The following is a 20,671-nucleotide window of genomic DNA, read 5'->3' as shown; positions in this document are numbered from 1 at the left end:
GTCAGTGCCAGCTGGCATGCTGCCGGGCAGAAGAGGACGGCAACGGGTGGCAAGGGCTGTGTGCGATGGGTTTTGAGGGCGGGGTCTGGCGTCTGGTGCGCGGGGAAGAGCTGGTGGGCGAGATCGTGGTCGAGGAGACGGACTTCCCCTGGCTCCACGGGCGCTTCGTGCCGGGAACGGCGTTCCCCGCCGTCCAGCCGCTCTTCGCCCGTTCGCTCGCGTTGTCCGAGGCGGAGGACTGGGAGGCCTTCGACGACGCGTGCGACGAGATCACGAGCACCGTGTCGATGCTCTCGCCCTCGGGCCCGGTCGCCGAGTTCCTGCTGCACATCCAGGGCGACAGGGCCTGGTTCCGGTGGAATGACGAGCCGTTCGAGGACGCGGACGGGCAGGGCGGAGGTGAGGCGGGCAGCGCCGGACCGTCCGCGGGAAGTGACGTCGACGGCAACCTCGGCCTCGACCTGCCGGTGATGACGTGGGAGCGGTTCTGGCAGCTGATCGAGGTCCTCGGGGGCGGGGCCGGTATCGAGACGTGCGAGCACCTCGAAACCGCCTGCGCCTGTCTGGTCGAAGTTCTCGCATGCGAGCCGCTGGGCCAGATCATCGGCTTCGGCGAGCGTCTCGCCGAGGCGCTGCACCGCCTGGACCAGGAGCAGTTCGGGACGCTGCCGATCACCGGGGCGGTGTTGCCCGACGGCTCGCCGTTCCCTCAGTCGAGCGACCACTTCCTGTACGCGCGAGCCGCGGTCGTGGCTGCGGGCCGCGACGTGTACGAGAGCATGTTCCACGATCCCGAACGGTTCGCTCCGTTCACCGCGCGACAGTGCGAACCGCTGCTCTACGTGCACGAGGAGGCGTTCGAGCAGGTGACCGGGGCGGAGTGGGACCGCCTCACCCGCTACGACTACGAGTCCTGCTCGAACGCCGACGGCTGGCCCGAGCTGCGCGGCTGAGCGCCGCCTGTCGCAGAGCACCGTTCGCCGCAGGCCCCGGCCCCGCTCGGCGGGCGAGCGGGGCCGGGTTCCCTGGCGGCTGCCGGTCCGTCCGGCAGGCGAGCAGGCGGCTCAGGCTTCGATGTTCTCCAGGTCCGCGAGCAGGCCCGGGCGCGTCGGCTTCCAGCCGAGGGCGGCGCGGGTGTGAGTGCTGGAGGCGGGTTGGTCGGCCGCGAAGACCGGGCCGAGGGGGCCGAAACTCTCCTGCGGCACCGGCTCGACCGGAAGGCCGAGCCGCCGTCCGATGACCGCGGCGATGTCGCGTACCGCGTCGCCTTCGTCGGCGACGGCGTGCCACGCGGATCCGGCCGGGGCCTTCTCCAGGGCGAGCCGGAACAGGGCGGCGGCGTCGAGCGCGTGGACGGCGGGCCAGCGCTGCGCGCCGTCTCCGGGGTAGCCGACGGCGCCGGTGTCGCGGGCGATGTTGGTGAGCAGCCCGGCGAACCCGCCCTGGCCCTGGTTGTGGACCGTGCGCGGCAGCCGTACCGCCGAGCTGCGCACGCCGCGTGAGGCGAGTGCGAGTGTGCGGTTCACCGACAGGCTGCGTCCGCTGACGGGGCCGTCCAGCGGCAGCGGGTCCTCCTCGGTCGAGGCGCGTCCCGCCACGAGGGGCGTGCCGGACGCGGTGACGAGAGGCCTGTTCGTGCCGACGAGGGTGTCGCCGAGGGCCGTGAGTGCGGCGCTCTCCTCGGCGATCCCTCGCGCGAGTGCGTCGGGCGAGCTGAAGTCGTTGCTGAAGGCGAGGTGGATGACGCCGTCCGCCTGTTCCGCGCCGGTCCGCAGCACGTCGAGGTCGGCGAGCCCGCCGCGGAGCACGTCGGCGCCGGCGGTTTTCGCGCCGGCCGCGGAGGCGTCGGATCGGGCGAGGGCGGTGACCAGGTGGCCTGCGGCGAGCAGTTCGGCGACGACGGCAGAGCCGATCAGGCCTGTGCCGCCGGTGATGAAGACGCGCATGGTGAGCTCCGAGGAGTGATGCGACTGTTGTCCCATCACTGTACGACGCGATGCGACACTTGTCCCGTCATCTAGACTGGCAACATGCCGCGATGGAAACCCGATGCCCGACAGCGCCTGGTCGTGGCTGCGCTAGGCCTGTTCGCCGAGCAGGGCTACGACGAAACGACCGTCGCTCAGATCACCGAGCGGGCAGGGCTCACGCGGAGCACCTTCTTCCGCCACTTCACCGACAAGCGCGAGATCCTCACCATGGGACAGACGGCGCTCAGCCGTCTGCTGGCCGAGGGCATCGACGGCGCCCCCGCGGACGCGACGCCGATGACGGCCGTCGCGGCCGGACTCGAGCGCGCATCGGGCGAGATGACGTCGTTCAACCGGGAGCTCAGCCCGCTGCTGCACGCGGCGATCGAGGCGAACGCGGAGTTGCAGGCGCGCAACGTGCTGAAGTGCATCGGCATGGCCACGGCGATGGTCGACGCGCTGAAGCGACGGAACGTCGCGGAACCCGTGGCGCAGGTGGCCGCCGAACTCGGCGTCCTCGCGTTCAGGCTCGGCTACGCCCGGTGGACCGACCCCAGCCACGACGAGGACCCCGGCGGGCTGGCGCCCCACACGCGCGCCGCGTTCGACGAACTCCGCGCGGCAGTCGCTGTGCTCCACTGAGCTCCGCCGATCTCCGCTGAGCCCCGTATCGGCCGCTACGAGGAATCCTGCCGCCGGTTGCTGCCGCGTAGAGTGGATACGGAGAGTGCTGGATCACGGCTTCCCTTCTCGGAGGGTTATCGGTGAGACACGCGGATGCCTCCGGCGAGGCGGTGTCGGTCCGGCTGTTCCTGGACTTGGTCGACGGCGGCGCGAGTCGCGCCCGGCCGATCTGATCTGCGCGTCGACGCCTCGTCTCGGGAGAGGCGATCCTGCTCGCGGCGGTTGCGGCGCGCGGGAGGAGACCTTCGCCATGAAACTGACCGCCGAGCGGCTGCGGACCTCCGTCCGCAGTGCCGCTCCGACCTCCACGCATCCGCCGCCGGTGTCCGCCGCCGACGTCGGCCTGCTGGTGCTCCGGCTGGCCGGCCTGCTGCTGGCCGGCCACGGTGCCCAGAAACTCTTCGGCCTGTTCGGTGGCGCCGGTCTGCATGCCACCAGTAAGGGCTTCGAGGCCCTGGGCTACCGGCCCGGCGTCCTCTTCGCCACGCTGGGAGGAGCCTCCGAGCTGTGCGGCGGCCTGGGCCTCGCCCTCGGGCTGTTCACCCCGCTGGCCGCCGCCGCCGTGATCGGGGTGATGATCAACGCGATGTCCGTCACCTCGGGCAGAGGCCTGTGGGCCGACAAGGGCGGCATGGAGTACCCGCTGTGCCTGGCGCTGATCGCGATCGCGGTCTCCGCCATCGGCCCCGGACGCCTGGCACTGGACCGCCCGTTCCGGTGGGGCCAGGGCGGGTGGTGGAGTGCGGCCGTCGCTCTGGGGATGGGCGGCATCGGCGCGGGCATCGTGCTGTCCCTGCAAGGGGTGACTCTCTAGCGCCGCGTCAGCACCGCGTTGGACCACCACTACGTGCGCGAAGCCGGGACCAGCAACCTGTCGCATCCCTCAGCAGGTGTGGCCGCTGGGCAGCGCGGAACCGTCCGACTCGCTGAGCCCGGCACGCGGGCACGCCGTCATCCGGCGTGGTCGTAGTCCGGCAGGATCACGTCGCTGTGGGCGGCGCGTCCCCCGGCGCCCGCCGAGGTGGTGGGGTTGCGCAGGGCCGCGTTGCGGGTGTCGAGCATGTCCTGGGTGCCGGGGATGAGGCTGGTGCCGCCGGAGGCGGCCAGCGCCTGGTTCCGCTCGACGAAGGGGCGCGCCTTGCGCTCGTAGGCCGCGAAGGCGGCCGCGTGGTCGGCGTGGGAGGCCAGTTCTCCGGCCAGGAGGTAGGCGCCGACGAGCGAGACGCTGGAGCCCTGGCCGGACAGGAACGAGGTCGCGTGGGCCGCGTCACCGGCGAGGGCGACGCGGCCACGGGACCAGGTGGGCATGTGGATCTGGCTGACGACGTCGAAGAACAGGTCGTCGGCCTCGCGCAGCGCGTCCACCAGGCGCGGGAGGTGCCAGCTGCGCTCGGGGAAGGCGGCGGCGATGAGTTCGCGCTGCGCCTGTGGGTCCCGGATGGCGTCGACGGGGGCGTCCTCCCGCTTGAGGAGGAGGAACCCGTGTATGTGGTCGGCGGGTTCGTGGGCGTAGAGGACGGCCGCGCGGCCTGGCGTGTTCCAGATGATCCCTTCGTGGGCGAGGCCCAGGTCGTTCGCGAGGGTGAAACCGGCGAAGACGTGGCCGAGGTAGCGGTGGAACGCGTCCTCGGGGCCGAAGACCAGCCCGCGGGTGTTGGAGTGCAGCCCGTCGGTGCCGATCACCAGGTCGAAGGTGCGGTGGGCGCCGCTGTCGAAGGTGACGTCGACGCCGTCCGCCCGGTCGTCCAGGGTGGCGATGGAGTCGCCGAAGAGGAACTCGACCCGGTCGCGGAGCGGGGCGTAGAGGGCGCCCGCCAGGTCGCCGCGCCGTACTTCCAGGTCCAGGCCTGTGGCGCCTCCGGTGACGGCCTCGGGGGCGACGGAGCCGATGAGCGCCCCGTCCGCGTCCACGAACGAGAGCTTGCGCGTGTCCACGTGGGCTGCGCGCAGTTGCGGGAGCAGCCCCATGCGGTCGACGACCTCGCGGGCGGCGCCGCGGATGTCGATGGCGTACCCGCCGCCCCGTACGGCTGACGCCCGTTCGACGACGGTGACGTCGAAGCCGTAGCGGTCGAGCCAGTAGGCGAGGGCGGGGCCGGCGATGCTCGCGCCCGAGATGAGGACCTTGCGGTTCGCGGAGTGGTTGTTCACGGTGTGCTCTCCTCCTGGCGGCGCAGCCCGGCGGTCGCCTCCTGGCGGTCACACCGAAGATGCGTACCTTAGGTATCTTTATGGACGGCACAGTGCACCCGCGGAGAGCGGGCGCAGCCCCAGGATATAGATACCTAAGTTAGGTATTCAAGTGGAGGTGGTGGTCCGATGACCGCGGACTCGCCGGACGACCCCGGCGCGGACGAGCAGGCGGCAGCCGTCTGGGCGGCCCTGCCCCGGCTGGCCCAGCTGAGCAACGCCATGACCCGCGGACGCCTGGCCGAACGGGCGGCCGACGCAGCGGGACTCGCCCTGGAGCGCCCCGCGCTGAGCGCGCTCATGACCCTGCACATGGCGGACCGGCCGCTGCGCATCGGGGAGATCGCCGAACGGATGCAGGTGGTCGGCCCGCACGTCACGCGACAGGTCCAGGCGCTGGAGCGGCGCGGCCTCGTCCACCGCGTCGGCGACCCGCACGACCGGCGTGCCAGCCTCATCGAGGCGACCACTGAAGGAACGAGGGCGGCGAACGCCTACGCGACGTCCATGATCGGCTGGTTCACGGACGCGATAGCGCACTGGCCGGACCAGGACCGCGAGGACCTGGGCCGCCTGCTCGCGAAGCTGGCCGACGACGTCATCGCCCGCCTGGCCCTCCTCGACGACGACGGCGGCGGATGACGGCACCTGAACGGTCAAGGCGGCACCTCGAAAACCCGTCCCACCCCACCTCGTTCGGGTGAAACCTCCGCGGCCGCCGGCATCGGAGGGCCCGGACGGCGACATCATGCCTCCATGATCACTTCGCATCCCCGACCCGCCCGACGGGTGCGTGCGGGCACTGCCGCCCTCGCCGCCCTCGGTGCGCTCGCCCTCACCGCCACGACTGCCGCCGCCGCCCCCGCCGCCCCCGCACCACGCCAGGCCGCCCCGTCCACGCGTACGGTCGCCGAGCCGCACTGCGGCGAATGGGTCGACTACAACGGCAACGAGGACCGCCGGATGAAGAGCTGGCTGTGCCTCTACGACAGCGGGGACGGGGGGATCTACCCGACGCTGTGGACCGAGTGCGGCTGGTGGAAGATCATCGGCTGGGCGGACCCGCCGAACGGCTGCCGCATCTGGGAGCCCAGCTCCTACGAGATCACCTTCCCGGACGGCACCAAGACCAAGGACGCGCTCTTCCCCGGTGCCTCCGGCAAGAACAGTGCCGCGAGCAACGGCAGCACCTACCCCTGCCAGAACGGCACCTGGAAGCTGTGGTCCTACTACGGCGTCCAGATGAAGGACGTCCTCGGCAACTGGGGCAGCAACGTGGCCGCCACCCACGAGGCCACCTTCAACGTCACCTGCCCCTGACCCGAAATCCGCTGAGGGTCCGGCCTGGTCCGGACCCCCACTGCCGGGCAGTTCACGATCGTGCCCCGAACCGGCCGCCGCAGCCGCACCGTTGACCGTCGATCGCCGTTGGTCCGGTCCGCGGCGGCACGCCCCGCCGTCGCGCCCCGCCGTTGCGTCGCCTCCTATCGGGCGGCGGCCTCGTGGTGAATCATGGAGGCGGCCGAACGGAGCGAGGGCCTCGGGGCGGATGACACAAGGTCGGCCGTCGGTGGTCCTCATCGAGTGGGACGGGAACAGCATGCCTCTTAGCGGCGAATACCAGCCGAGCCCGGAGAAGTGGGTCAGCGACCAGGTCGCGTTGTACGAGAGCTCCGGGGGCACCGAGGGCACGACGCTGCGGGGCGTGCCGGTGGTCGTCCTCACCAGCCTGGGGGCCAAGAGCGGCAAGATCCGCAAGAACCCGCTGATGAGGGTGGAACACGAGGGGACGTACGCCCTGGTGGCCTCGCAGGGCGGCGCGCCCAAGAACCCCACCTGGTACCACAACCTGGTCGCCCACCCGCGGGTCGAGCTCCAGGACGGCGCCGTGCGCCAGGACATGACGGCGCGCGAGGTCGAGGGCGCGGAGCGGGAGCTGTGGTGGGCCCGCGCGGTCGAGGTCTGGCCGGACTACGCCGAGTACCAGACGAAGACGGACCGGGTGATCCCCGTCTTCGTGCTGGAGCCGGAGACCGCCGGCCGTTGACCCCGAACGGCTCGGGCGGGACCCGGAGCACCAGAAACCGCCCTCCCGCCCGAGCCCTTCGGCCTGCCGCGCCGAACCGTCGGGCGGTCCTGGAAGAGCTGGGCGGTCAGCAGCTTGGCCACCGGCCTCTCCTTGGGCAGTTCCCCGTTCGGACGCCGTCCCGGCTATCGTGTCGGGTATGACGTACCGCGTGCAGTACACCGTCGAGGCGAGGACGACGATCGACGCCCTGCCCGCCGAACGTCGCGATCTGCTGGAGCGTGCACTGGGTGTTCTCGCCCGCGACCCGTACCACAAGACGGCGACGGCACCGATCGGCCCCGACGAGCACCTGCGCAAGGCTTACGCCGCGCCCGGCGTCGTGGTGGAATTCATGGTCGCCGACCATGTCCTGGTCGTCGTCGTGCTCCAGATCTTCGACGAACTCCAGTACCTGATCGACGAGACCGACGCCCGCTGAACGGTCCCGAAGCGTCGGCCCCCGGCCACGGTCGGGCCGACCTCGGTCAGCACGGTCTTCGACCGGACCGCGTTGCGTGACTTCCCGCTGCCAGCCCCCGCATGGTCGTGCTTCTCGTAGCCGGGGTGGTCCGTCATCTCGCCCTCAAGGGCGGGCTCCAGGAGCTACTGCGTCATCTGCTGCCGGAGCCTTCCAGCGCCGGTGACGCGGGCCCGGTCGACCAGCTGCCCGATCCAACTCGACCTTCACCTCGGCCGGCCCCGCCTCGCACAGCCGGGCTGGCACGGTGCTCGCCGTCGCGGTGACCGGGCCCGGCGTCGTGGACAGCCCCACTGGCATATCGCGTCGCGGGCCTGGCACGCCTTCACCGGGCCTTGGCCGCGAGCATCCGCCGGGCGATGATGATCAGTCAGATAGCCTGCTGATTCTGCCGATCGCTCGTTCAAGGCCACAGTCCGAACCGTCACCGACCGCATTCCGGAACATCGATCGCCCTGCAGCCGCATGCGTCGGCCCGCGGCGATGGGCGTCCGCATCCGACCACGGTGGACGGCTTGGGCCAAGTCCGGTTCAGGCCAGCACAGAGCCCTAGTTGGGCCACTGGTCGGCGGGCAGGATCGTACCCAACGGCAGCGACAAGCAGCCGAAAGGAACCGGGACAGCGTCACCGCGGGACGCTCCGGATCCGGACCACTCCCTGTTGCGCGTGTGTCCCGAAGGAGCCCTGCCATGATCCGCACCCGCATCGCGAAGGCCGCCGCGGTCGCCGCCCTCGTCACCCCGCTCGTCACCGCCACCCCGCTTCCGGCGCCGCCCCTGGTGTGCACCGACACCATGGGCCGGCGGTAGCAGCCCACTTCGGGCCCACCCGCACGTCACCGGCCCGGGCGCCGCGCCCGTCGCCGCGATGGCGCCGCGCGGCCGGGGCGGTCGCCGAACCGGGGCGGTCGCCGAACCGGGGCGGTCGTCGATCCGGGGCGTTCTCACTCTGCTCTCACGTGTTGCGCGCCGGGCTTGTCCATGCCCTGTCCGGCGCACGGTCGAAGGCGAATTCCCTCACTGCCCTTGAGACCTGTCGTGGCCCAGATCTCTGGCCACGACACATCCGACCTGCGAACGAAGGAAACGTTTCACCATGAAGAGGACTGTGCGCAACGCCCTGCAACTTCTCGCGGTGAGTGGGGTCCTGGCCGGCGGGACGATGGTTGTGACGAGCCCCGCGCACGCGGCGCTGCCCGATGTGTCCTGTGGCACGGTCACCTCCGCCGACACCACCGCCGCCGTCCAACTGAACCAACAGCTCACCGGCAGCCTGCGGAACGCGATGAACGCGTACCGGATGTCCTGCGCCCGGGCCATCGTCAACACCGTGCGGGCCAACGGCTTACCGCAGCAGGCCGAGGTCATCGCGATCACCACGGCGATCGTGGAATCCACCCTGCGGAACAACCCGAACATGGAGGACCACGACAGTGTCGGCCTGTTCCAGCAGCGGGCCTCGTGGGGCACCACCGCGCAGCGGCTCGACCCGGCGACGACGACCCGCAAGTTCATCAGCGCGATGCTCTCGACGTATCCGAACAACACGTGGCAGAGCAAGTCGATCGGCGAGGTCTGCCAAGGTGTCCAGCAGTCGGCCTATCCCAGCCTCTACCAGGGGCAGGCGGCCGACGCGCAGAAGATCGTCAACGCCATCGGTCAGAGCCCCGCTATTCCGGTGGGGATGACGGGTTTTGCGTCGGCTGACTTCAATGGTGACGGGAAGACCGATCTGGCGGCGGTGGATGCGGCGACGGGGAAGATGTACCTGTACCCGGGTACCGGTGTCGGTACGTTCGGTGAGCGGAGTCTGATCGGTACCGGTTGGGACACGGTCAGCAATGTGACGCCGGGTGACTTCAACGGCGATGGGAAGGTCGATCTCGCCGCGGTGAACACCGCCAACGGGAATCTGTACGTCTATCCGGGCAATGGCGCCGGCGCGTTCGGCACGCCGTGGTTGGCGGGCACCGGCTGGAACAACCTGGACCATCTCATCGGCGGTGACTTCAACGGTGACGGGAAGTCGGATATCGCCGCGGTCGGTACTGCTGACGGGAATCTGTACGTCTATCCGGGTAACGGTGCCGGTTCCTTTGCAGCGCCGATCAACGCCGGTACCGGCTGGAACACTGTGGGTAAATTCGCGAGCGGTGACTTCAACGGTGACGGGAAGTCGGATATCGCCGCGGTCGGTACTGCTGACGGGAATCTGTACGTCTATCCGGGCAACGGTGCCGGTTCCTTCGCGGCGCCGATCAACGCCGGCACCGGCTGGAACATCATGCGCGACCTCATCGGCGGCGACTTCAACGCCGACGGCAAGGCCGACATCGCCGCCGTCCAGGCTCCGCAAGGATCCACCGGTGACATGTACTTCTATCCCGGCACCGGCCAGAACACCTTCGGCAACCGCACCAGCATCGGCACCGGCTGGTAGCCCGCCCCCCAACTCAGTAGTCGACACACACCATTTACCAGATCGAGGTAGACAGCCATGCCCAAGAACAGCCGATTCCGCCGCGCGTCCGTTCTCGTTCCGTTAATCGCCGCCATGGCCGCCGTGGGCCTGACCGCGCCGCCCGCCCAGGCCGGCTCCTCCCTCGGAGGCCCCGTCAACCGATCCGAGATCCTGCAGCGCGCCCAGTACTGGGACGACCAGAACGTCCAGTACAACCAGGGCGCGACGTACGGGGACGGCGACGGCCACACCTACCGCACCGACTGCTCAGGGTTCATCTCGATGGCTTGGCACCTGTCGGCCACCGGGCTCGGCTCGCCGACCACCAACACCCTCGACAGCCGATCGCTGAGCACGCGCATCAACAAGAGCGAACTTCGCCCCGGCGACGCGCTGGACAACATCAGCGACCACGTCGTGCTCTTCGTGAGGTGGAACAACCAGGCGACCGGGGACTTCACCTACATCCACCAGTCGAACCCGAGGACCGACGTGACCTATGGGAACGGGAACGTCTACACCGGAAACATCTCCAGCTACCCGGCAAGCAGCTACGTGGCCCTCCGCCTCAACAAGGTCGTTGAGGACAACACCACGCCTCCGCCGGCGACTCCGGTGGGGATGACGGGTTTTGCGTCGGCTGACTTCAATGGTGACGGGAAGACCGATCTGGCGGCGGTGGACGCGGCGACGGGGAAGATGTACCTGTACCCGGGTACCGGTGTCGGTACGTTCGGTGAGCGGAGCCTGATCGGTACCGGTTGGAACACGGTGAGCAATGTGACACCGGGTGACTTCAACGGCGATGGGAAGATCGATCTCGCCGCGGTGAACACCGCCAACGGGAATCTGTACGTCTATCCGGGCAATGGCGCCGGTGCGTTCGGAACGCCGTGGTTGGCGGGCACCGGCTGGAACAACCTGGACCACCTCATCGGCGGTGACTTCAACGGTGACGGGAAGTCGGATATCGCCGCGGTCGGCGTCGCTGACGGGAATCTGTACGTCTATCCGGGCAATGGCGCCGGCTCTTTCGCAGCCCCGATCAACGCCGGCACCGGCTGGAACACCGTGGGTAAGTTCGCCAGCGGTGACTTCAACGGTGACGGGAAGTCGGATATCGCCGCGGTCGGCACCGCTGACGGGAATCTGTACGTCTATCCGGGTAATGGTGCCGGTTCCTTCGCAGCGCCGGTCAATGCCGGTACCGGCTGGAACATCATGCGCGACCTCATCGGCGGCGACTTCAACGCCGACGGGAAGTCGGACGTCGCCGCCGTCCAGGCCCCTCAAGGATCCACCGGCGACATGTACTTCTACCCCGGCACCGGCCAGAACACCTTCGGTAACCGCACCAACATCGGCACCGACTGGTAGACCCTGGGTGACGCACCCGCTCTGAGCTTGGCGTTTATCGTCGCAGGTCACTCGACCTGCGACGATAAACGCTGGCTCAGAGTTCGGGGAGCGGACAGCCCCGGCCGCTGCCGATCAGCTTGTTGACGACGCTCAGCGCGTCCTCGTGGCGGAACAGCACGGCGTACGGCAGTGCCGCCGCCGAGTGCCGTCGTACCAGTGTGGTCTGGTCCTCGGGAAGTTCCGGGTCCGCGACCAGCTCGGCCTGTGCGAGCAGCTCGGGTTGGTCGGTGCGGACCAGCTCCGCAGCGCAGAACCGTTCGAGTTGGTCCGGCCACGCCACGGCGACGCTCGGGCGCGGCCCGGGGGCGGCCGCCGGGGTCGCCAGCCAGGCCCGCACCGGGTCGTCGGAGGGGACGCGGCCGGGTTCGAAGAACGACCAGAACGTTCCCGGCCACATGGCGGAGGCGCGGTAGGCGGTGATCGACACATGGCTGCCCGTGGTCAGGTCGACTGCCAGGTGCACCGGCACGCCTTCCTCGTACCAGTGCGCTCCGTACTCGCAGACGGCGAAGCGACGTCCGTCGTGGTCGAGGAGTACGAACGAGGTGTTACGGCGGCGCTCGGTGGCCAGGTCATGCCGTGTCACCAGGACGTCCAGCAACTCCTGGTGCCGTTCCGGTAGTTCCTCGCGGGAGAGGTTGAGCACGGGAGCCTCCAGGTCGGCTGTTCGGCGGATCGGGTTCCCACTCTGCCCGTCCGGGATCGATGAGGTGTGCGAATTCGAGGTTTCCGGGACGTCCCGTCGCAGCCGATCCGGTCCGAGCGCCCGGCGGTGGCCAAGCGGCGAACCGGGTGGTGGGGCGCTGCTGTTCGGACGGTGTCGGGGCCCGAGGCCGTGGGTTGTCCTGAGATACCCGGTGGCCGACACGACGGCTGACGGCGGGTCATCGCAGCTCTCGGGTGGCGAGGCAGCGTTCCTCTGTTGCCGGCCCGCCGGAGCCCTGACCCGCCGTCGAGAGGTCACCGTTGGCGGAGGCCGGCCTGATGGTCGATCCACGGGCCGATCGATGCGGCGCCGTCCGTCAGGATGCCGAGGTGGTTGTCATGTGCCACGGTCTGGAAGGTGTCGTTGGCCGGGTGGCCGGCTTGTGCCGCGTAGGCGATCACCCGGGCCGGGTTGAACACCTCGTCCTGGGCCCCGATCCACACGCCGAGCGGCTTGGTCAGGCCGCGCAGCACGGCGGCGCTGTTGTCGGCGTTCTGCGCCAGTGCCATGTTCACCGTGTAGCGCGGGACCAGCTTCGCTGACTGGACCTCCTGGGACGTGTACGCGAACCCGAGTGCCGGGGTGTGTCCGTCGAGCACGTGGTTGCTGACCGCGTTGACCACGAAGGCGCGCTGGCAGACGGTGGCGAAGTTCGAGGCGCCGCTCACCTGTTCGGTGTCGGAGTGCAGGCCGAAGTCCGGGGCGAGGAGGACATAGCCGGCTACCTGGTCGTCGATCCGGTCGAGGCTGTTGAGTACCAGGCCGGCGCCGGCCGAGTGGCCACCGACGAAGAGCGGCAGTTTCGGCTGCTGCCGGTGCACGAAGTCGACCATGGTCCGGGTGTCCTGCCAGACCTGTTCCGGTGTCGGCGCGTCACCGCGCGGGCCGCCGGAGGCGCCGTGGCCCCGAATGTCCACCAGGTACGTCGCGATGTGGTGGTCGTCGGCGAGTTCGCGGCCGAGCGGGAGGTATCCGGCCGCGCTGTTGGCGCCCGAGCCGTGGTAGAACACCAGGCTCGCGACCGGGTTGGCGGGGAGGTACGCGTGGTAGGCGAGCGGCACCCCGTCGGTCGCGGCGACCCGCCCGGTCGGGTCGGCGTTCGTGGCCGCGGTGGTCTGGTCCTGCTGCAATCCGCCCACCGCGGGCGTGGGGAAGGCGCAGGGCATCAGCGCGACGGCGGCGCCCGCACCGGTCAGCACGCCCAGTGCGGCGACGGTGACGCCCAGCACTCCCAACGCCCCCACCCATCGGCGCAGCAGCGGTGCCCGACCGGCCGCTGTGCGCTGTGTCGCGGGCCCGTCCGCGGTGCCCTGCTCCAGCCAGCGGCGGACCGCAGGTTTGCGCAGCCGCCCGTAGACCAGCAGTGGCAGGACGAGTCCGGCTGCCGGCAGTGCGCTGTCGAACCGGAGGGCCTGGTAGGCCCGGATCGCCGCGAGCAGCCCGAGCAGCACCAGTAACTGGCCGAACAGCCGTGTTCCGGGCCGGCGCAGCCGCCAGACCGTCCACCAGCAGCCGAGGCCGAAGACGGCCAGCAGCATGCCGAAGCCCCGGGTGGTGGCCGGGTAGGCCGGGTTCTGTTCCAGTAGGCCGTTGAGCACGGTGGCGACGCCCGTGAGGAGCAGCAGCATCCGGATCACGGTCACGTCGCGTGGTCGCCGCCCGGGCAGGTCGCGGTCAGCGGACATCGTCGGACTCGCTGGAGGCGCCGAGTTGTTCGGCGATCAGGGCCTGGGCCTGGTCGCACCAGGCGAGTTCCGCGTCGGCCAGGGCGATCGTGTGGGCACGGACCAGCCAGGTGGCCGGGACGGTGTCGGCGCTGCGCTCGGTCTGCTCGGGCCATTGGGCGCCGGGCACGGTCGCCGTGGCCTGATCGCGGCGGGCGTGTGCCTCGTCGCGGCGCTGCTCGATCAGCCGCAACATCGCCCGTGGACCGGCGTGGTCGCTGAACAACAGCTTGACCATGCCCTCGTCGCGCCGCTGCGCAGGCTGGGCCGGGAGGCTGAGCCAGCCGTCCAGGGCTGTCGCGCCCTGCTCGGTCAGCTGCCAGACGGTCTGCCTGCCCCGCTCGGCGGCCGGCTCGTCCGCGGCGATCAGGCCGCTCGCCTCCAGGTGCTTCAGCTGCGGGTAGAGCTGGCCGTAGCTCACGCCCCAGAAGTGCCCGACGGAGCGCTGCACGGCCTGTCGTAGCTGGTAGCCGTTGCGGGAGCTGAGCGACAGGAAGCCGAGCACCGTCCATCCCGTGGGCGTGAGCTTCGGCAGTCCGATGTCGGCGGCGCCTGGATCCTCGCTATATCTTCCAGATAGTGTCATGGGGCGAACGTACCATTCCCGCGGCCCCTCGGGGCGGCAGCCGATCCCGGCCGCTCGGAGTCAGCAGATGAGGCAGGAACAGGGGCGGCGGACACGGGAGCAGGGGCTCGATCCTGATGGTCCGGTGGACACAACGGAATTGGCTTGTGTGGGCCTGCCATTGGCTGGGAGGCTCAGAATCGTGATCGACAAGGACGTCGGAGCAGCGGAGACCACGGACGGCGCCTGGTGGCTGCGGGGCGTACCCGCGGCCGAAATGCCCTGCGGCCAGCGGCCGGAGTGGGCCGAGTTCGCCGAATCGGCCCTCGCGCGCGCCGCGTCGGCGCCGCGCGTGGCGACTGGGGAGCTGCCGGGCATCACCGGCTTCGCGGCCGTGCTGGCGCCCTTCGCCGAGCTGGCCGGAGCGCGACTCCCAACCGTCCTGCCGGACGCCGTGGCCGACCTCCGGGCCATCCGGGCGGACTTCGTCCGACAGCTCGCCGGTGCGCTGGCCCGACTGGCCGCCCGCACCCTCGTGCTGGAGCTCAACGTCGCGAGGGTGACGGGCCGCCTCGATGGCGCGGCACCATCGGATCGCTTCCGGAACTTCCTTCTTCTGGTCGGACGTCAGGATGGGCTGTCCGCACTGCTGGGCGAGTACCCGGTGCTCGCCCGCCTCCTGGCGCAGGCCTGCCGCCACGGCGGTTCGGCGTTGGCGGAACTGCTCGACCGGTTCGCCGCCGACCGGGCCGCCGTCGTCGCCACCCTGCTGGCCGGCGCCGACCCCGGGCGGTTGGTCGCGGTCGAACGGACCACGGGCGACGGGCACCGCCGTGGGCGCAGCGTCGCGGTGCTGCGGTTCGCCGACGGCACCCGGGTCGTGTACAAGCCGAGATCGCTGCGCGTGCACGGACACTTCAACGAGCTGGTCGGCTGGTTCAACGCGCGGCCCGGTACACCGGGGCTGCGGGTCCTCGCTCTGCTGGAGCGTGACGGGTACGGCTGGGTGGAGTTCGTCGCGCCCGGCTCCTGCACGGCGGAGCGGCAGCTGGAGCGGTTCTACCTCCGGCAGGGGGCATGGCTGGCGCTGCTGTACGCACTGGACGGCACCGACCTGCACTTCGAGAACCTGATCGCCTGCGGGGACGAACCCGTCCTGGTCGACGTCGAGACCCTCTTCCATCCGTGCGTCCCGGCCGACCCGCAGGAGGATCCGGCGGCTCGCGCGCTGGAGTCCTCGGTGTACCGCAGCGGCCTGCTGCCGCGTCTGCTGCTCGGCGACGAGACGGCGGTCGACGTCTCGGGCCTGGGCGGCGACGCGGGGCGCCGCTCACCGGTGGAGGGGGTGGACTGGGCGGCCGGAGGTACGGACGAGATGAGACTGGTCCGCCGGGCCGGAGAGATCACCGGCGCCGGGAACCGCCCCCTGCTCGACGGAGCCGAAGTGGACCCGGCCGGGTACACCGAGGCCCTCGTCGCCGGCTTCCGCGCCGGATACCGCGCGATCGAGGCCGGCCGGGACGAACTCGTGGGACCACAGGGCCTGTTGCGAGGGTTCGCGGGGGACGAGGTGCGTGTGGTGGCCCGGGCCAGCCTCGTCTACGCGACGCTGCTCGATGAGTCGACCCATCCCGATGTCCTGCGGGACGCGGTGGACCGGGACGAGATCCTGAGCCTCTTGGGGACGGACGCGCTCGAAGCCTCCGGTTGGCCCGGGCTGCTCGATGAGGAGATCGCCGAACTGTGGGACGGCGACATCCCGTTGTTCACCACGCGGCCGGGTTCGTCGGACCTTTGGAGCGGCACGGGCCGCCGGCTGCCCGGCGTACTCGACCGGCCGGGCCTGGACCGGGTGTCGGACAAGATCCGGGCGATGGGCCGCACGGACCGCGACGAGCAGGAGTGGATAGTCCGGGCGGCGATGGCCGGCAGGTCCACCGCCTCCGCCCACGGCGTCGGCGCCCCGCCCCGGCTTCCTCCCCGGCCCGCCCGCGGATCTGCCCTGGATCCGGCACGGCTGCTTGCCGCCGCCCGGGGCATCGGCGACCAGCTGGTGGACAGGGCGAAGCAGAGCGGGACGCGCGTCAACTGGCTCGGGCTCGAACTCCTCGCGGACCGGTACTGGCGCCTCGGACCGTCCGGTGCCGACCTGGGCGCCGGTTACCCGGGGGTGGCGCTCTTCCTGGCGCAACTCGCCGGCCTCACCGGCGAGGCGCGCTACGCGGAGGTGGCCCGCCGTGCTCTGCGGCCGCTGCCCCGCCTGCTGGAGCGGCTTGCGGAGCACCCGGAGGAGCTCGGTGTCGTCGGGTCCGGGGCCTTCGCCGGTCTGGGCGGTATCGCCTACGGCCTCACCCAGGTGTCCACCATTGTGGACGACGCCGAGATCCGTGGCTGGATCGGACCGGCGGTGGACCTCACCACCGCTGCGGCCCGGGCCGAGGACGCGTCCGGTGTCTTCGACGGCACCGCCGGCGGCCTGGTGGCCCTGCTCTCGGTGCACGAGGCCACCGGCTCCGCCGAAGCCTGGCAGGGTGCGCAGCTGTGCGCGGCCCGCCTCGCCGATCGTCCCCTCCCCGCCGCCCCCGGCTTCGGTACCGGATCGGCGGGCATCGGCTGGGCTCTGCTCAGGTTCGCGGCGGTAGGCGGCGGTGCCAGGTACGAGCAGGCGGGGCTGGCCGCCCTGCGGGCGGCAGTCGGACAGGACCTGGACCACTCCTGGTGCACGGGCCTGCCGGGCATCGCGTTGGCGGCCTCCGACAGCGCAGCCGGGCCGACGGAGATCGTCGACAGCGCGGTCAGGGTGCTCGCGCTTGGTGACCCACTGCCCAACCACAGTCTCTGCCACGGCGAACTCGGCGCCCTCGAACTGCTCACCGGTACGGCTGAGCACTCCGTTGAGCACACCGTGCACAACCGGCGCGCGGGCGCGCTGCTGGAGACGCTCGACCGGAGCGGACCGCGCTGCGGCACTCCTGGAGGGCTCAGCACACCCGGCCTGCTGACCGGGCTCGCCGGTATCGGACACGGTCTGCTGCGGCTCGCCGCCCCCGAACGAACAGCTTCGGCGCTGCTGCTGCAGCCGCCGATCACGCCCCGGTCGTCATCGTGGACGCCGTGGCCTCAGGAAAGGAACGGCCGAACACCATGAACACCCCCGATCTGGTCCGCCAGTGGAAGCAGCCCGGCATGCGGCAGGGCGAAGCCGTGGATCACCCCGCCGGTGAGATCAGGCTCCAGGCGGCCGGCGGGCTCGCCCGTCGCACCGCTCTGCTCGCCGCGCACGACGGCGTGCGGTTCTCCCACCAGTTCCCGACGATGACCTTCACCGGCGGCCCCGAGGTGAGCCGGTAGTCGGCATCCGCCGACCGGCAGCCGGTGCCTCCGACAGGGCCGTACCGGCTGCCGGGTGTGAGAAACCCCCCTTGATCCACTCCTGCCGGACCGTCACAACCCTCCAGTAACCTGCGCGGTATGCGTACAACCTCGTCGGTCACCATCGGCCGGAAAGCCGAACTGTCCCAGCTCAGCGGCGCCTTGACGGCGCTCCGAGAGGGGGAGGGTCGTGCCGTGTTCCTGCTGGGAGATGCCGGGATCGGCAAGTCCCGGCTGCTCGGCGACTGCTGCGGCCAGGCCGCCGACCTGGGCCTGCCGGTCCTGCGCGGCCGGGGCAGCCCGACGAGCGCGGGAACGCCCTTCCGCCCGCTCGTCGAGGCGCTGTCGTCCCGTTTCCGGACCAGCGGGCCGCCCGAGGACGCGGAGCTCGAACCCTACCGTCCGGCCCTGGCCCGGGTCGTTCCGGAATGGCGGCACACCGCCGTCCCCGGCTACCCCGAGAGCGTGGTCGAACTCGCCGAGGCGCTGCTGCGCCTGCTCGCCGTCCTCGGGCGGGGGACGGGCATGGTGCTGGCGCTGGAGGACCTGCACGACGCGGACACCGAGACGATCGCCGTCGTCGAGTACCTCGTCGACAACATCGCCGGACTGCCGGTGCTGCTGCTGGCCACGCTGCGCCCCGAACCCGGGGCCGCCTTCGACCTGGCCCGCGCGGCCGAACGGCGCCGGACGGCTTCCCTTCTCCCACTGCGCCCATTGGCCGCGCCGGACGTCCGCGCGATCGCCGGCGGTTGCCTCGCCGTTCCCGTCGACGAGGTACCGGTGGCCGTGGCCGACCGGTTGGCCGAGGGCGGCGACGGGAACCCGTACCTGATCGAGGAACTGCTGAAGGACATGGTCGGCTCCGGGGCGCTCCGCCTGGAGGACGGCGGCTGGCGCGTGGTCCGCGACCTCTCCGCGACCGTTCCGCAGAGCGTCGTCCAGAGCTACGGGCACCGGATCGATCTGCTGGACCCCGCGCTGCGGGAACTCCTGCTGGTCGGGGCCACCCTGGGCGCCCGCTTCTCGATCGGCACGCTCCGGCTCATCACCGGGCACGACGAACAGACCCTCTTCGCCCATCTCAGGTCCGGCGTCGAGGCAGGCCTGATCGTCCCCGACTGGGCCGGTACGGACCAGTACGCGTTCCGGCACGCGCTCACCGCCGAGGCGCTGCTGGCGAACCTCCCCCGGGCGGAGCGCGCGGCCATCGCCCGCCAGGCCGCCACGTCGCTGCTGGAGGCCGATCCCGAGCTGACCGACGGCCGGTGCCAGGTGGTCGCGGGGCTCCGTCTCGCCGCCGGGGACGAGGCCGCAGCGGCGCTGGCGTACGCGGAGGCGGGCCGACGGGCGCTGGCCGACGGTACGTCGGGGTCCGCGGTCCGGTTGCTGGAGCGCGCTCACGACCTCGCCGACCAGGCGGACCGGACCGACATCACGGAGGCGCTGCTGTCCGCCCTCGCCGAAGCCGGTCAACTCGACCGCGCCTTCGCCTCGGCGGACACCCTGCCGTCCGTCGGGGCGGGGTCTCTCGGCACCGACCGCAGGATAGCGCTGCACACCCGGCTCGCCTGGGCCGCCGTGATCGCGGAACGGAGCGCCGACACCGTCGCGCACGTGGCGGCGGCCAGGGCGCTCCTCGACAGCTGCGCCGGTCCCGAACAGACCGCCGCGCTGGCCGTGGTCGAGGGGCACCTCGCCCTGCTCCCGGGCCAGGGCGAGCGGATGGTCGACGCCGAGCGGTCGGCCCTGGAGGCGGCGGCGGTGGCGCAGCGCGAGGGGCTTCCGGTGGTCGCCTGCCAGGCCTGGCAGTTGCTCGCGCTGCTGGCCCGGGAGCGGGGCTTCGACGACGCGGACGAGTGCCTGAAGCGGATGCTGGCCGTCGCCGAGACCCACAGCCTGCCGGCCTGGCGCATCGAGGCCGCGCTGCGGCTCGGCGCCAACAGCTTCATGCGGACCGGTGACACCCGCACGCTCGAACAGGCGCGGGACGCCGCGCGAGGGCTGGGCGCCATCATGCTGACCCAGCGCGTGGAGGCACTGCTCGCGATGAACGCGGTGCTCACCGGGAACGGCGCGAAGGCGCGCGAGACCATCGACCGCTGCCTGGACGCCAGCGCGCGGATGAGCGACCTCGGGACCCACCGCTACCTGCTGCTCACCTCGGCGACGCTCGCCGCGCACGGGGGACGCCGCCGCGAGATGGAGCACGAGCTGCTGGCCTTCCGGCAGTCCGGCGGTGGTGAGTCCTTCCTGACCCCGGTGATGCTCGGCCTCTGTCGCACGATCTGCGCGCTGTTGGAGGAGGACCGGATCCAGGCGGTCACCGAACTCGCCGCCGCGGCGGCATGGGAGGAGCGGCACCCGAACGTCTTCTACCTCTCCGGGCGGTACGGGCTGGGCCCCCTGCTGGACGTTCTCGCGGGCACCGCAGGCCGGGCCGAGTACGAAGCCGTGGCCGCCGCCCCGGCGGCGGGGCTGGTCTGGAACCGGCAGTTCCTGCTGCTGGCCCACGCGGTCCTGCTGGGCCGGGAGGGGCGGGCCGAGGAGGCAGCCCTGGCCGTCCGTAGGGCCGAGCAGAGTGCTGGGCTGTTCCCGATGGCCCATCACCTCGGACTGCGGCTGGTCGCCGAGGCGGCGATCGCCGACGGCTGGGGCGAGCCGGTGGCATGGCTGCGCAGCTCCGAGGAGTACTTCCACGACCACGACGTCCCCTCGGTGGCGAGCGCCTGTCGGGCCCTGTTGCGTCGCAGCGGCGCGACGGTCGCCCAGCGCCGCAGCGGGTGGGACCGGATCCCGGCCCAGCTGCGCGCGCAGGGCCTCACCGCTCGCGAGTACGAGATCCTCGCACTGCTCGTGGAGCGGCCCGGCAACCAGGACATCGCCCGGCGGCTGTCCATCTCGCCGCGCACGGTGGAGAAGCACATGGCCACGCTGATCAGCAAGACCGGCAGTCCCGACCGTGCGGCGCTCTGCCGGTTGGCCATCGAGGTCTCCCCCCGTGCCTGACCCCGTGCCTGACCCTGTGACCGGC

Annotated in this window: 17 protein-coding genes; 12 read left to right on the top strand and 5 right to left on the bottom strand. The window is 71.2% G+C overall.

The window, feature by feature from the left end; genetic code table 11:
- The first annotated feature begins 65 nt into the window (after window positions 1-65).
- Window positions 66-953: a DUF4240 domain-containing protein gene (locus tag ACFVX9_RS00440; RefSeq protein WP_387979588.1), complete on the top strand. Its 888-nt coding sequence runs from the start codon at window positions 66-68 to the stop codon at window positions 951-953.
- A 111-nt stretch (window positions 954-1,064) separates the two neighbouring features.
- Here the strand turns inward: ACFVX9_RS00440 and ACFVX9_RS00435 are convergent, their stop codons facing one another.
- Window positions 1,065-1,946 carry an SDR family oxidoreductase gene (locus tag ACFVX9_RS00435; RefSeq protein WP_387979586.1) on the bottom strand — a complete coding sequence of 294 codons (882 nt, stop codon included), beginning with the start codon at window positions 1,944-1,946 and terminating at the stop codon, window positions 1,065-1,067.
- Between the two features lie 84 nt (window positions 1,947-2,030).
- Here ACFVX9_RS00435 and ACFVX9_RS00430 point away from each other — a divergent pair, with 84 nt between their 5' ends.
- Both ACFVX9_RS00430 and ACFVX9_RS00425 read left to right on the top strand, forming a co-directional pair.
- The gene (locus ACFVX9_RS00430; protein ID WP_380377158.1) at window positions 2,031-2,612 is read left to right on the top strand and encodes a TetR/AcrR family transcriptional regulator; all 582 of its coding nucleotides are present in this window, start codon (window positions 2,031-2,033) and stop codon (window positions 2,610-2,612) included.
- A gap of 292 nt (window positions 2,613-2,904) precedes the next feature.
- Window positions 2,905-3,468, top strand: coding sequence for a DoxX family protein (locus ACFVX9_RS00425; RefSeq protein ID WP_380334145.1), 564 nt, complete (start codon window positions 2,905-2,907; stop codon window positions 3,466-3,468).
- 137 nt (window positions 3,469-3,605) lie between these two features.
- Here the strand turns inward: ACFVX9_RS00425 and ACFVX9_RS00420 are convergent, their stop codons facing one another.
- Window positions 3,606-4,805: an FAD-dependent monooxygenase gene (locus ACFVX9_RS00420; RefSeq protein WP_387979583.1), complete on the bottom strand. Its 1,200-nt coding sequence runs from the start codon at window positions 4,803-4,805 to the stop codon at window positions 3,606-3,608.
- A 168-nt stretch (window positions 4,806-4,973) separates the two neighbouring features.
- Here ACFVX9_RS00420 and ACFVX9_RS00415 point away from each other — a divergent pair, with 168 nt between their 5' ends.
- From ACFVX9_RS00415 to ACFVX9_RS00390, 6 genes are all read left to right on the top strand, one after another.
- A complete protein-coding gene (locus ACFVX9_RS00415; RefSeq protein ID WP_387979581.1) occupies window positions 4,974-5,486 on the top strand; it encodes a MarR family winged helix-turn-helix transcriptional regulator in 513 nt (170 codons plus the stop codon).
- A gap of 114 nt (window positions 5,487-5,600) precedes the next feature.
- On the top strand, window positions 5,601-6,164 hold the full coding sequence (locus tag ACFVX9_RS00410) for a hypothetical protein (protein WP_387979579.1): 564 nt from the start codon (window positions 5,601-5,603) through the stop codon (window positions 6,162-6,164).
- A gap of 280 nt (window positions 6,165-6,444) precedes the next feature.
- Window positions 6,445-6,891 carry a nitroreductase family deazaflavin-dependent oxidoreductase gene (locus ACFVX9_RS00405; RefSeq protein ID WP_380377147.1) on the top strand — a complete coding sequence of 149 codons (447 nt, stop codon included), beginning with the start codon at window positions 6,445-6,447 and terminating at the stop codon, window positions 6,889-6,891.
- 178 nt (window positions 6,892-7,069) lie between these two features.
- Entirely contained in the window at window positions 7,070-7,351 is a 282-nt protein-coding gene (locus ACFVX9_RS00400) for a hypothetical protein (RefSeq protein WP_331743240.1), read from the top strand.
- A 1,135-nt stretch (window positions 7,352-8,486) separates the two neighbouring features.
- The gene (locus ACFVX9_RS00395) at window positions 8,487-9,830 is read left to right on the top strand and encodes an FG-GAP repeat domain-containing protein (protein WP_387979577.1); all 1,344 of its coding nucleotides are present in this window, start codon (window positions 8,487-8,489) and stop codon (window positions 9,828-9,830) included.
- Window positions 9,831-9,887: 57 nt separating this feature from the next.
- Window positions 9,888-11,228 (top strand): FG-GAP-like repeat-containing protein, encoded by a 1,341-nt coding sequence (locus ACFVX9_RS00390; protein WP_387979575.1) that lies wholly within the window; start codon window positions 9,888-9,890, stop codon window positions 11,226-11,228.
- A 76-nt stretch (window positions 11,229-11,304) separates the two neighbouring features.
- On the opposite strand, the gene ACFVX9_RS00385 is transcribed toward ACFVX9_RS00390, so the two are convergent.
- The 3 genes from ACFVX9_RS00385 to ACFVX9_RS00375 all read right to left on the bottom strand — a co-directional run bounded on the left by ACFVX9_RS00385 (window position 11,305) and on the right by ACFVX9_RS00375 (window position 14,286).
- A complete protein-coding gene (locus tag ACFVX9_RS00385) occupies window positions 11,305-11,916 on the bottom strand; it encodes a hypothetical protein (RefSeq protein ID WP_387979573.1) in 612 nt (203 codons plus the stop codon).
- Window positions 11,917-12,230: 314 nt separating this feature from the next.
- Window positions 12,231-13,661, bottom strand: a complete 1,431-nt coding sequence (locus tag ACFVX9_RS00380) for an alpha/beta hydrolase (protein WP_387979570.1) — start codon at window positions 13,659-13,661, stop codon at window positions 12,231-12,233.
- Window positions 13,651-14,286 carry a PadR family transcriptional regulator gene (locus ACFVX9_RS00375; protein WP_380377133.1) on the bottom strand — a complete coding sequence of 212 codons (636 nt, stop codon included), beginning with the start codon at window positions 14,284-14,286 and terminating at the stop codon, window positions 13,651-13,653. Before ACFVX9_RS00375 ends, ACFVX9_RS00380 begins: the two co-directional genes overlap by 11 nt.
- Window positions 14,287-14,467: 181 nt before the next feature.
- Between ACFVX9_RS00375 and ACFVX9_RS00370 the strand changes: the two genes are divergently transcribed.
- The 3 genes from ACFVX9_RS00370 to ACFVX9_RS00360 all read left to right on the top strand — a co-directional run bounded on the left by ACFVX9_RS00370 (window position 14,468) and on the right by ACFVX9_RS00360 (window position 20,646).
- Window positions 14,468-17,413, top strand: coding sequence for a type 2 lanthipeptide synthetase LanM family protein (locus ACFVX9_RS00370; RefSeq protein WP_387979566.1), 2,946 nt, complete (start codon window positions 14,468-14,470; stop codon window positions 17,411-17,413).
- Window positions 17,410-17,616 carry a hypothetical protein gene (locus ACFVX9_RS00365; protein WP_387979564.1) on the top strand — a complete coding sequence of 69 codons (207 nt, stop codon included), beginning with the start codon at window positions 17,410-17,412 and terminating at the stop codon, window positions 17,614-17,616. The genes ACFVX9_RS00370 and ACFVX9_RS00365 overlap by 4 nt, the downstream gene beginning before the upstream one ends.
- Window positions 17,617-17,736: 120 nt before the next feature.
- Window positions 17,737-20,646 carry a helix-turn-helix transcriptional regulator gene (locus tag ACFVX9_RS00360; RefSeq protein ID WP_387979561.1) on the top strand — a complete coding sequence of 970 codons (2,910 nt, stop codon included), beginning with the start codon at window positions 17,737-17,739 and terminating at the stop codon, window positions 20,644-20,646.
- The last annotated feature ends 25 nt before the right edge of the window (window positions 20,647-20,671 follow it).

The sequence above is a fragment of the Kitasatospora sp. NPDC058243 genome (genome assembly GCF_042882025.1).
In the GTDB taxonomy this organism is placed as follows: domain Bacteria; phylum Actinomycetota; class Actinomycetes; order Streptomycetales; family Streptomycetaceae; genus Kitasatospora.
Note: the sequence above shows the minus strand (reverse complement) of the source record. Positions and strands in the feature narration are given on the sequence as shown.

Coding starts and splice junctions, on each gene's coding strand:
- ACFVX9_RS00440 (WP_387979588.1), top strand. CDS start 66: ATGGGTTTTGAGGGCGGGGTCTGGCGTCTGGTGCGCGGGGAAGAGCTG.
- ACFVX9_RS00435 (WP_387979586.1), bottom strand. CDS start 1,946: ATGCGCGTCTTCATCACCGGCGGCACAGGCCTGATCGGCTCTGCCGTC.
- ACFVX9_RS00430 (WP_380377158.1), top strand. CDS start 2,031: ATGCCGCGATGGAAACCCGATGCCCGACAGCGCCTGGTCGTGGCTGCG.
- ACFVX9_RS00425 (WP_380334145.1), top strand. CDS start 2,905: ATGAAACTGACCGCCGAGCGGCTGCGGACCTCCGTCCGCAGTGCCGCT.
- ACFVX9_RS00415 (WP_387979581.1), top strand. CDS start 4,974: ATGACCGCGGACTCGCCGGACGACCCCGGCGCGGACGAGCAGGCGGCA.
- ACFVX9_RS00410 (WP_387979579.1), top strand. CDS start 5,601: ATGATCACTTCGCATCCCCGACCCGCCCGACGGGTGCGTGCGGGCACT.
- ACFVX9_RS00405 (WP_380377147.1), top strand. CDS start 6,445: ATGCCTCTTAGCGGCGAATACCAGCCGAGCCCGGAGAAGTGGGTCAGC.
- ACFVX9_RS00400 (WP_331743240.1), top strand. CDS start 7,070: ATGACGTACCGCGTGCAGTACACCGTCGAGGCGAGGACGACGATCGAC.
- ACFVX9_RS00395 (WP_387979577.1), top strand. CDS start 8,487: ATGAAGAGGACTGTGCGCAACGCCCTGCAACTTCTCGCGGTGAGTGGG.
- ACFVX9_RS00390 (WP_387979575.1), top strand. CDS start 9,888: ATGCCCAAGAACAGCCGATTCCGCCGCGCGTCCGTTCTCGTTCCGTTA.
- ACFVX9_RS00380 (WP_387979570.1), bottom strand. CDS start 13,661: ATGTCCGCTGACCGCGACCTGCCCGGGCGGCGACCACGCGACGTGACC.
- ACFVX9_RS00375 (WP_380377133.1), bottom strand. CDS start 14,286: ATGACACTATCTGGAAGATATAGCGAGGATCCAGGCGCCGCCGACATC.
- ACFVX9_RS00365 (WP_387979564.1), top strand. CDS start 17,410: ATGAACACCCCCGATCTGGTCCGCCAGTGGAAGCAGCCCGGCATGCGG.
- ACFVX9_RS00360 (WP_387979561.1), top strand. CDS start 17,737: ATGCGTACAACCTCGTCGGTCACCATCGGCCGGAAAGCCGAACTGTCC.